Origin of the sequence: Nonomuraea aridisoli (assembly GCF_003236395.1) — a bacterium.
Taxonomy (GTDB): domain Bacteria; phylum Actinomycetota; class Actinomycetes; order Streptosporangiales; family Streptosporangiaceae; genus Nonomuraea; species Nonomuraea aridisoli.
In genome coordinates, this window is sequence record NZ_POUD01000319.1 from 1 (window position 1) to 9,799 (window position 9,799).

At 70.6% G+C, this 9,799-nt stretch carries 14 protein-coding genes; 10 read left to right on the top strand and 4 right to left on the bottom strand.

Annotated elements, in window-relative coordinates:
- Together C1J01_RS42010 and C1J01_RS42015 are read right to left on the bottom strand one after the other, a co-directional pair.
- Nucleotides 1-462: class I SAM-dependent methyltransferase (locus C1J01_RS42010; protein WP_500048300.1), on the bottom strand; the 462-nt coding region annotated here is incomplete at its 3' end.
- A complete protein-coding gene (locus C1J01_RS42015) occupies nt 455-1,198 on the bottom strand; it encodes an SDR family NAD(P)-dependent oxidoreductase (RefSeq protein ID WP_111184622.1) in 744 nt (247 codons plus the stop codon). The genes C1J01_RS42015 and C1J01_RS42010, both read right to left, overlap by 8 nt.
- A 173-nt stretch (nt 1,199-1,371) precedes the next feature.
- Here C1J01_RS42015 and mshA point away from each other — a divergent pair, with 173 nt between their 5' ends.
- The 4 genes from mshA to C1J01_RS42035 are packed head-to-tail and all read left to right on the top strand — an operon-like array spanning nt 1,372 to nt 4,161.
- Nucleotides 1,372-2,610 carry a D-inositol-3-phosphate glycosyltransferase gene (mshA, locus tag C1J01_RS42020; protein WP_111184623.1) on the top strand — a complete coding sequence of 413 codons (1,239 nt, stop codon included), beginning with the start codon at nt 1,372-1,374 and terminating at the stop codon, nt 2,608-2,610.
- A gap of 17 nt (nt 2,611-2,627) precedes the next feature.
- The gene (locus C1J01_RS42025; RefSeq protein WP_111184633.1) at nt 2,628-3,107 is read left to right on the top strand and encodes a type III secretion system chaperone family protein; all 480 of its coding nucleotides are present in this window, start codon (nt 2,628-2,630) and stop codon (nt 3,105-3,107) included.
- Nucleotides 3,108-3,136: 29 nt separating this feature from the next.
- Nucleotides 3,137-3,880, top strand: coding sequence for a phosphoglyceromutase (locus C1J01_RS42030; protein WP_111184624.1), 744 nt, complete (start codon nt 3,137-3,139; stop codon nt 3,878-3,880).
- 5 nt (nt 3,881-3,885) lie between these two features.
- On the top strand, nt 3,886-4,161 hold the full coding sequence (locus tag C1J01_RS42035) for a hypothetical protein (RefSeq protein ID WP_111184625.1): 276 nt from the start codon (nt 3,886-3,888) through the stop codon (nt 4,159-4,161).
- 33 nt (nt 4,162-4,194) lie between these two features.
- Here C1J01_RS42035 and phoU read toward each other — a convergent pair whose 3' ends face one another.
- Nucleotides 4,195-4,839 (bottom strand): phosphate signaling complex protein PhoU, encoded by a 645-nt coding sequence (phoU, locus tag C1J01_RS42040; protein ID WP_111184626.1) that lies wholly within the window; start codon nt 4,837-4,839, stop codon nt 4,195-4,197.
- A 132-nt stretch (nt 4,840-4,971) separates the two neighbouring features.
- Here phoU and C1J01_RS42045 point away from each other — a divergent pair, with 132 nt between their 5' ends.
- Together C1J01_RS42045 and C1J01_RS42050 are read left to right on the top strand one after the other, a co-directional pair.
- Entirely contained in the window at nt 4,972-6,144 is a 1,173-nt protein-coding gene (locus C1J01_RS42045) for a sensor histidine kinase (protein WP_111184627.1), read from the top strand.
- Between the two features lie 46 nt (nt 6,145-6,190).
- Nucleotides 6,191-6,883 carry a winged helix-turn-helix domain-containing protein gene (locus tag C1J01_RS42050; protein WP_111184628.1) on the top strand — a complete coding sequence of 231 codons (693 nt, stop codon included), beginning with the start codon at nt 6,191-6,193 and terminating at the stop codon, nt 6,881-6,883.
- Nucleotides 6,884-6,939: 56 nt separating this feature from the next.
- On the opposite strand, the gene C1J01_RS42055 is transcribed toward C1J01_RS42050, so the two are convergent.
- A complete protein-coding gene (locus C1J01_RS42055) occupies nt 6,940-7,590 on the bottom strand; it encodes a copper chaperone PCu(A)C (RefSeq protein WP_235855031.1) in 651 nt (216 codons plus the stop codon).
- A gap of 179 nt (nt 7,591-7,769) precedes the next feature.
- Here C1J01_RS42055 and C1J01_RS42060 point away from each other — a divergent pair, with 179 nt between their 5' ends.
- The 4 genes from C1J01_RS42060 to C1J01_RS42075 all read left to right on the top strand — a co-directional run bounded on the left by C1J01_RS42060 (nt 7,770) and on the right by C1J01_RS42075 (nt 9,587).
- Entirely contained in the window at nt 7,770-8,252 is a 483-nt protein-coding gene (locus C1J01_RS42060; protein WP_020544658.1) for a CarD family transcriptional regulator, read from the top strand.
- A gap of 17 nt (nt 8,253-8,269) precedes the next feature.
- Entirely contained in the window at nt 8,270-8,740 is a 471-nt protein-coding gene (gene ispF / locus C1J01_RS42065; protein WP_111184630.1) for a 2-C-methyl-D-erythritol 2,4-cyclodiphosphate synthase, read from the top strand.
- A gap of 185 nt (nt 8,741-8,925) precedes the next feature.
- Nucleotides 8,926-9,210 (top strand): GlsB/YeaQ/YmgE family stress response membrane protein, encoded by a 285-nt coding sequence (locus C1J01_RS42070; protein WP_111184631.1) that lies wholly within the window; start codon nt 8,926-8,928, stop codon nt 9,208-9,210.
- Nucleotides 9,211-9,317: 107 nt separating this feature from the next.
- Nucleotides 9,318-9,587, top strand: a complete 270-nt coding sequence (locus C1J01_RS42075) for a GlsB/YeaQ/YmgE family stress response membrane protein (RefSeq protein WP_111184632.1) — start codon at nt 9,318-9,320, stop codon at nt 9,585-9,587.
- Nucleotides 9,588-9,799 lie beyond the last annotated feature (212 nt).

The following is a 9,799-nucleotide window of genomic DNA, read 5'->3' on the forward strand; positions in this document are numbered from 1 at the left end:
CACCCACACCGCCCGCCGCCCGTTCTCCGACGAGGTGCCCTCGACCAGCAGGCCGCCGGGGGCCAGCCGGCCCGTGAGCACGTCCCAGTACCGCCACGCGTCGGCCTCGGCGTACTGACGCAGCACGTTGAAGGCCCGTACCAGCGTCGGTGGGCGCGGGACCGGCAGCTCGAACCCGCCCAGCCGGAAGCTCAGCCCCTCCCGCTCGTACGGCTTGGCCGCCGCCACCCGCGCCGGGTCGATCTCGATGCCGACCACCTCCACGCCGGGCGCCACCCGGCGCAGCCGGGTGAACAGCTCCAGCGTCGTGGCGGGCGAGGCGCCGTAGCCCAGGTCCACCACGAGCGGCCGCGCCACCGAGCGCAGCAGCGGGGCGTGCACGGCCGCGATCCAGCGGTCGGCGCGCCGCAGCCGGTTGTGCCCGGTCGTGCCGCGCGTGATGGCGCCGACCGGTTTAGTCACGTACGCGGTGCACCTTGTGCTGGGCGGCCTGGGCGCGCGGCCGGATGACCATGCGGTCGATGTTGACGTGGGCGGGCCGCGTCACCGCCCAGACGATCGCGTCGGCCACGTCGTCGGAGCTCAGCGGCCCCGGCACGCCCTCGTACACCTGGGCCGCCCGCTCCTCGTCGCCCCGGAACCGGGTGACCGCGAAGCCCTCGGTCTTCACCATGCCGGGGGCGATCTCGACCACCCGCACCGGCTCGCCGACCAGCTCCAGGCGGAGCGTCTCGGTCATCGAGCGCTGGGCGTGCTTGGCCGCGACGTAGCCGCCCCCGCCCTCGTACGCCGACAACCCCGCCGTCGAGGTCAGCATGACCAGCACGCCGTCGCCGGACGCGACGAGTTCGGGCAGCAGCGCCCGGGTCATGCGCAGGGAGCCGAGCACGTTCGTGTCGTACATCGCCTGCCAGTCGCCGACGTCGCCCCCCGCCACCGGCTCCATGCCGAGCGCGCCGCCGGCGTTGTTGACCAGCACGTCACAACGTTCGAGAGAGGAGGCGAGCGCGTCCACCGACTCCTGGGAGGTCACGTCGAGCGTCACCGGCCTGATCGAGGGAACCTCCGAGGACAGCCTGTCGAGCCGGTCGCGGCGCCGCGCGCCCGCCACCACCTCGAAGCCCTCGGCGGCGAGCCGACGCGCGGTCGCCTCCCCGATCCCGCTGCTCGCACCGGTCACCACAGCCGTCTTCCGCATGTCGCCCATCCTGCCAGCCCCGGGCAGGTGCCAGGAGAGGGGACATAACAATGCCCTCTACCCTCCATTGGTACTACTTGTCGGGAATGCCGAATAAATCGGAATAGTTGTCAATTGTCCGGAGGTGGTGTCGAGTGAGGCGACGACGGGTCAGCCGGGTCGCGACCATCAGCATGCACACATCGCCGCTGGACCAGCCCGGAACGGGCGACGCCGGCGGCATGAACGTGTACATCGTGGAGTCCGCCAGACGACTGGCTCAGCTCGGCGTGGAGGTCGAGATCTTCACCCGGGCCACCGCCCGAGACCTGCCGCCCGTGGCCGAACTCGCGCCAGGGGTCCTCGTCCGCCATCTCACGGCGGGCCCGTACGAGGAGCTGGACCGCGCCGAGCTGCCCGCCCAGCTCTGCGCGTTCCTGTCGGGTGTGCTGCGCACCGAGGCGATGTACGACCCCGGCCGCTACGACGTCATCCACTCCCACTACTGGCTCTCGGGACAGGTCGGCCGGCTGGCCAAGGAGCGCTGGGGCGTGCCGCTCGTGCACACCATGCACACCATGGCCAAGGTCAAGAACCTGCTGCTCGCCCGGGACGACAAGCCCGAGCCGCAGGCCCGCGTGGTCGGCGAGGAGCAGGTCGTCGCGGTCGCCGACCGCCTGGTGGCCAACACCGCCGACGAGGCCCGCGAGCTGATCGACCTGTACGGCGCCGCCGAGGACCGCGTCGCCGTCGTCAACCCCGGCGTCAACCTCTCCGTCTTCCGGCCCGGCTCCCAGCTGGCCGCCCGCCGCCGCCTCGGCCTGCCCAGGGACGCGCACCTGCTGCTGTTCGTCGGCCGCATCCAGCCGCTCAAGGCCCCCGACGTGCTGCTGCGCGCCGCCGCGAGGATGCTCGCCGACGACCCGTCCCTGCGCGGCCGCCTCGTGGTCGCCTGCGTCGGCGGGCCGTCGGGCAACGGCCTGGCCCGGCCCTCGCTGCTCACCGAGCTCGCCGCCGAGCTCGGCATCTCCGACGTCTTCCGGCTCGTGCCGCCCGCCCCGCAGGAGGAGCTGGCCGACTGGTACCGGGCCGCGTCGGCCACCGTCGTCCCGTCCCACAGCGAGTCGTTCGGGCTGGTCGCGCTGGAGTCGCAGGCGTGCGGCACGCCGGTGGCGGCCGCCGCGGTGGGCGGGCTGCGCACCGCCGTCCGCGACGGGGTATCCGGGGTGCTCGTGGACGGCCACGACCCCGCCGTGTGGGCCCGCGTGCTGCGCCGTTTCGTCACCACGCCGCGCTGGCGGGAGGAGCTCTCCCGGGGCGCCCGCGAGCACGCCGCCGCCTTCGGCTGGCAGGCCACCGCCGCGCGCCTCATGGACGTGTACGCGGGCGCCGTCGCGAACCTCCACAAAGTGCCCGTGGCCGTCAACGTGTGACCTCCTATCCTGTCGGCATGCGCGAAGTCGTCGAAGCGGCGCTCAAGGCGGCGGAGGTCTCCTACGAGGAGCCGAGGCCCGGGGCGTTCCTCGCCAAACTGCCCGGGCAGCACAAGCTCGCCACCATGACCTGGCTGATCGTGGGTGAGCGGGCGCTGCACGTCGAGGCGTTCTTCTGCCGCCAGCCCGACGAGAACCACACCGAGTTCTACCGATGGCTGCTCGGCAAGAACGGCTCGATGTACGGCGTGCACTTCTCGCTCGACCCGGTCGGCGACGTCTACCTCGTGGGCCGCGTGCCGCTGGCCGCCGTCACCGAGCAGGAGGTCGACCGGCTGCTCGGCTGCGTGCTGACGTACAGCGACGACTGGTTCGACCGGGCGCTGGAGCTGGGGTTCGCCTCCTCGATCCGGCGCGAGTGGGCCTGGCGCGCCAAGCGCGGCGAGTCGCTCGCCAACCTGCGGGCCTTCGCCCGCTTCGCCGACCCCGACCGGTGACGCGCACGCCGAACCATAGGATTGGCGACATGGCGACTTTGGTGCTGCTTAGGCATGGCGAGAGCGACTGGAACGCGAAGGGCCTGTTCACCGGCTGGGTGGACGTCAGCCTGTCGGTCAAGGGCGAGGACGAGGCGCGCCGCGGCGGCAAGCTCCTCCAGGAGGCCGGGCTGAGCCCGGACGTCGTCCACACGAGCCTGCTCACCCGGGCCATCCAGACGGCCCAGCTGGCGCTGCAGGAGGCCGACCTGCTGTGGCTGCCGGTCAAGCGCAGCTGGCGGCTGAACGAGCGCCACTACGGCGCCCTGCAGGGCAAGAACAAGGCGCAGACCCGCGAGGAGTTCGGCGACGAGCAGTTCATGCTCTGGCGCCGCTCCTACGACGTGCCGCCGCCGCCGATCGCCGACGACGACGAGTACTCCCAGGCCGGCGACCGGCGCTACGCCCCGCTGCCGCCGGAGCTCATGCCGCGCACCGAGTGCCTGAAGGACGTCGTCGAGCGCATGCTGCCGTACTGGTACGACGAGATCGTCCCCGACCTCGCGGCGGGCCGCACGGTGCTGGTGGCCGCCCACGGCAACTCCCTGCGGGCGCTCGTCAAGCACCTCGACGGCATCGGCGACGAGGAGATCGCCGGCCTGAACATCCCCACGGGCATCCCGCTCGTGTACGACCTCGACGAGCACTACCGGCCCATCGTGCGCGGCGGGAGATACCTCGACCCCGAGGCCGCCAAGGCCGCCATCGAGGCCGTCGCCAACCAGGGCCGCTGACGGACATGCCGGACGAGCGGGCCGAGACGACGGGCAGCTGCTACGCGTGCAAGCGCGTCTTCAGCTACGACCCGAAGGACGTCGTGACCTTCCTGGTCGATCCCGAGACCGGCTTCCCGCCGGGCCTCACGCCCCTCGGCTCGCTGCGCCCGGCCACGCCCGAGGCCGTCGCCAGGTCCGTGGACCTGCCGGTCTGCCCCGACTGCGTGGACAAGGCCAGACGCTTCGGCACGAACCCGTGGGACGGCCCCGGCACCTCCGGCCCGCCGTCCCCCAACTGACTCAGCCGCGCCGCACGCGCGCCCCGCTCTCGATCAGCCGGGGCGGGAGCCCGTCACGAGGTAGACGACGTCCTGGGCGACGCGTACGGCGTGGTCGGCGTAGCGCTCGTAGTAGCGGCCCACCAGCGTGATGTCGATCGCGGGCTCGACGCCGTGCTCCCAGTCCTTGCTCAGGATGCTCCTGAACAGCCTGCGGTGCAGCCGGTCCATCGCGTCGTCGTCCTGCTCCAGCTCCATGGCTGACTCGACGTCGCGCGAGGCCACGCAGCTGCCGGCCTTGGTGACCAGGTTCTCGGCGATCTGGCCCATCTCCAGGATGGTCGAGCGCAGCTCCGGCGGGATCGCCGAGACGGGGTGACGCAGCCGCGCCACCTTGGCGACGTGCACCGCGAGGTCGCCCATGCGCTCCAGGTCGGTGCCCATGCGCAGCGCCGTGATCACCATGCGCAGGTCCACCGCCACCGGCTGCTGCCTGGCCATCAGGTCGAAGATGGACGCCTCGACGTCGGCGAACGTCGCGTTGACCTCCTCGTCCCGCGAGATGACGCTCTCGGCGAGCTGCAGGTCGGCGTCGAGGAGCGCCGTGGTGGCACGGGAGATGGCCGACCGGACCAGCCGGGTCATCTCCACCAGCTTGTCGGTCAGCGAATCAAGTTCTTCATGGTACGCGTCGCGCATGCCGTCACCGTACGGGCCCGTCGATGAACGAACTCCAACCGCAAGATGAACTTTCCAGGAAAGCGGCGTTCATCCCCTGATGAGGGGGTCTGTCCTGGGGGAACGCCGCCTACCATCGGAGGCATGAATGAGATGGCCATGAGCTTCGCGGCCCTGGCCGGGTTCGTGGTGGGCGCGCTGGCGGTCCTGTTCTACCGCAACCAGATCGAGGCCCCGAGCCGCATCGCGACGGACGACGGCGTCGAGACGGGCGCCGCGCTGCCGCAGGGCGTCGCCTCCGTGCTGGCCGTCCTCCCCTCCTCGGCCGTGGTGCTCGACGCCCACGACCGCGTGCTGCGCGCCAGCTCGGCCGCGCGGGCGTTCGGGCTCGTCAAGGGTGACCGGCTGATGGCCGCCGAGCTGCTCGCCCTGGCCCGGCAGGTACGCCGCGACGGCGAGATCCGCGAGAGCGAGATCGACGTCGCGGGTCACAAGTTCGGCCAGGAGACCACCAACTTCGCCGTCCGCGTGGCGCCCCTCGGCTCGTACGGCCAGGTGCTCGTGCTCGCCGAGGACCAGACCGAGCGCCGCCGCGTCGAGGCCGTACGCCGCGACTTCGTCGCCAACGTCAGCCACGAGCTGAAGACCCCCGTGGGCGCCATGAGCCTGCTGGCCGAGACGATCCAGGACGCCGCCGACGACCCCGAGGCCGTCAGCCGCTTCGCCGGCCGCATGCAGCTCGAGGCCGCCCGGCTCAACTACCTCATCCAGGACCTCATCACCCTCAGCCGGATCCAGGGCGCCGAGCCCATCCCCACCCCCGGGCAGGTCTCGATCGACGAGGCCGTCCAGGACGCCATCGACCACTGCAACACCAAGGCCGCCGCCAAGGACATCACGCTCGTCACCGGCGGCGCCGAGGGTCTGCGCATCTGGGGCGACGACGAGCTGCTCGTCACCGCCCTCCGCAATCTGATCGACAACGCGGTCGCGTACAGTCCTGAGCACACCCGCGTGGTCGTCAGCGTGCGGCCGGCCGGCGACTCGGTGGAGATCAGCGTCAGCGACCAGGGCATCGGCATCCCGGAGGAGGCGCTGGAGCGCATCTTCGAGCGCTTCTTCCGCGTCGACGCCGCCCGCTCGCGGGCCACCGGCGGCACCGGGCTCGGGCTCGCCATCGTCAAGCACGTCGCCGCCGCCCACGCGGGCGAGGTGTCCGTCTGGAGCAAGGAAGGTTCCGGCTCCACCTTCACGCTCCGCCTGCCCGCCTTCGCCGGGACGGCGGTGCCCGTACAACCTTCGATTCCCCTGGAGACAGCTCCGTGATCGATGAAGCAACCCGCCCCCTCTGGAGCGCGGCCAAGGAGGACTCATGACCCGCGTGCTGGTCGTCGAGGACGAGGAGTCCTTCTCCGACGCGCTGTCGTACATGCTGCGCAAGGAGGGCTTCGAGGTGTCGGTCGCGGCGACCGGCCCGGAGGCGCTGGAGACGTTCGACCGCAACGGCGCCGACCTGGTGCTGCTCGACCTGATGTTGCCGGGGCTGCCCGGCACCGAGGTGTGCCGCTCGCTGCGGCAGCGCTCCAAGGTCCCGGTCATCATGCTGACGGCCAAGGACAGCGAGATCGACAAGGTCGTGGGGCTCGAACTCGGCGCCGACGACTACGTCACCAAGCCGTTCTCCTCGCGTGAGCTGGTCGCCCGCATCCGCGCCGTGCTGCGCCGCCAGGGCGACGTGCCCGAGGAGCTGGAGACGGCCGTGCTCGCGGTGGGCCCCGTGCGCATGGACGTCGACCGCCACGTCGTCGCCGTGCGCGGCGAGCAGGTGCAGCTGCCGCTCAAGGAGTTCGAGCTGCTGGAGGTGCTGCTGCGCAACGCCGGGCGCGTGCTCACCCGCGGACAGCTCATCGACCGGGTCTGGGGCGCCGACTACGTGGGCGACACCAAGACGCTCGACGTCCACGTCAAGCGCCTGCGCGCCAAGATCGAGTCAGACCCGTCCAACCCGCGCTGCATCCTCACCGTGCGCGGCCTGGGCTACAAGTTCGACGCCGTCGAAGAGTGAGAAACCCTTGTTCCGGTACGCGCCAGGCGTACCGGAACAAGGGTTTTCGCATGCCGTCAGTGACTCTCCTCGGCCGGGGCCGAGGGCGTCGCGCTGGGCGTGGGAGCCGGGGTGGCGCCGGGAGCGGCCGGGTAGGCCGCGAACTCGCGGCTGCGCGTCACCACGGGGACGTGCAGGGAGATCGTGCCGGCGTTGGCGAACTGGAGGTCCAGCTTGACGCTCTCGCCGCCCCTGAAGCTCTTGGGGATGGCCTCCAGCATGACCTGGGGCGTGGGCTTGCCGGTGTTGACCAGCTGGTTGCTCGGGAGCTGGATGGGGCTGGCGAGCTTCACCGTGCCCATGCCGGCCGCGGTGACGGCCTGGAGGCTGTCGGCGGCGCCGGCGGTGTTGAGGATGTTCAGGTAGATCGGGGCCGACCCGCGCCAGGGAAGCTGCGCCCCGGAGTCGGGGCCGAGGATGAACGCCTGGGGGATGTGAATGTCGCCCTTGCCGTATGCGCCGTTGTCGATGAGGACTCCGGCTTCGTTCGGCGCGTACGGCTTGTTGGTGGTGGCGTCGAATCCAGCCCCGCAGCCCGCGAGCACGGGGGCTGCCAAGAACGCGGCGGCTACGACAATCCAGCGACGGCTGGTCACGGGCGGGTTCTCCTTGGTCTTGCGCAGGTGTCGCGCGTGCGTGATGTGCAGCGCCCACCATATCCACCCCAATCCAAGGTCATATGCGCACCCCCGCAGGTCATTCGCTATGTCCGCAAATGCGATTCATAGAGTTGAGAGCTTGTCAAGCCCCAATATGCGGCCTTGACCTGCAGTTATGAGGATTTCACTGTTCCGGGAGGCTGTGGATGCGTGGTACCCTGGAGTACAGCGGAAGGGGTACTTGTCACATGACTTTCCAGGTCGGCGACACTGTCGTCTACCCCCACCATGGGGCTGCTCGGATCGAAGCAATCACGACGCGATCCATCAAGGGTGAGGAAAAGACCTACCTGGTGCTCAAGGTCGACAAGGGCGACCTTACCGTCCAGGTGCCAGCCGAAAACGCAGAACTCGTCGGCGTGCGCGATGTTGTCGGCCAGGAAGGCCTTGAACGGGTTTTCGATGTCCTTCGCATGCCGCACACCGAGGAGCCGACTAACTGGTCTCGTCGCTACAAGGCCAATCTGGAGAAGCTCGCCTCGGGCGATGTGAACAAGGTCGCCGAAGTGGTTCGCGACCTGTGGCGGCGTGACCGTGAGCGCGGCCTGTCCGCCGGTGAGAAGCGCATGCTCGCCAAGGCGCGCCAGATCCTCGTCAGCGAGCTCGCGCTCGCCGAGAAGACCAACGAGGACAAGGCCGAGGCTCTGCTCGACGAGGTTCTCAACTCCTGAACACGAATTTTCCCCGGGTGGGCGTCGGTGTCGACGTCCACCCGTTCGCTTCGGACGCCTCCGGGCGTGAGCTCCACCTCGCCGGCCTGCACTGGCCGGGCGAGGGCGGGCTCGACGGTCACTCCGACGGCGACGCCGCCGCCCACGCGGCCTGCGACGCGCTGCTGTCCGCCGCCGGCCTGGGCGACCTCGGCGGGCTGTTCGGCACCGCCGACCCGCGCTGGGCGGGCGCCTCGGGCGCCGCGCTGCTGGAGGAGACCGCGCGCCAGGTGCGCGCCGCCGGCTACGAGATCGGCAACGTGGCCATCCAGGTGATCGGCAACCGGCCCAAGCTGGCGCCGCGCCGTACGGAGGCCGAGAAGGCGCTCAGCGCCGCTGTGGGGGCGCCGGTGAGCGTCTCCGCCACCACGACCGACGGGCTGGGGCTGACCGGCCGCGGAGAGGGCATCGCGGCGGTCGCCACCGCCCTCGTGGTCAACCTTTCCTGAGAGCCGGGCGTCCTACGTCGGGATACGTGAGGGTGTCCTGGCGGGTCGTCGCCCGAAGCCCGCCCAGTCGGAGGCGGCGGTTCGTCACTGGCGCGGTACGGACCGCCGCCTTCCCTTTTGGGTAGTTTGTCGTCTCGGAGGGTAGTTATCCCCACGACATGTGAACGTCTCGGGGGGAGCTGCACATGATCGGCGCGATCGTTTCCGCGATAGTCATCGGCGCCATCGTCGGCGCGCTGGCCCGGCTGATAGTGCCCGGCAAGCAGAACATGTCCATCTGGCTGACCCTCATCGTCGGCATCGTGGCCGCCCTCATCGGCACGCTGATCGCGCAGGCGGCCGGCTGGGCCGACACGAGAGGGATCGACTGGATCGAGCACATTCTCCAGCTGGCCCTTGCGGTCATCGGTGTGCTCCTCGTGACGCGCATGGGCATGGGGCGTGGTCGTTCCGGGAGAACGCAGGTCTGACCTGCGGTGACCTGGCCGTTCGTCAAATCCGCGCATAATCGCCGTAGATCGGGTAGCGACCTCCTCGTGAGAGTGAACCGCTCACCCTCACGGGGAGGTTTCATGTCATGACCATCGAATCCATCCTTGGCGCCATCGTGATTGGCGCCGTGATTGGCGCAATCGGTCGTCTGCTGCTTCCCGGCAGGCAGGCCATCGGGTGGATCCTCACCGTCGTCGTCGGCATCGTCGCCGCCATCATCGGCACGATGATCGCGCAGGTGATGGGGGTGCAGACGACGCCCGGCATCGACTGGATCGAGCTCGTGATGCAGGTGGTTCTCGCCATCGTCGGCGTGGGCCTGGTCGCGGGGCTCAAGCGAGGCAGCAGGGTCTAGGCGGGATAAAGGACCCGTCCGGGGCCTGCTCCCTTCGTGCGCGGCTTGAGGCCCGCCCGGGAGCCGTTCCCGGAGGGTGAAGCAGCGAAGGCCCGCCCGGGGTGCACCCGGGCGGGCCTCCCATGTGTCGCCGCGGTCAGTCCTCCGGCGGGCGCGGGGTGCTGCGCAGCCGTCCGGCCGGGGCCGGGGTGCCGTCGTCGACCACCGGGTGG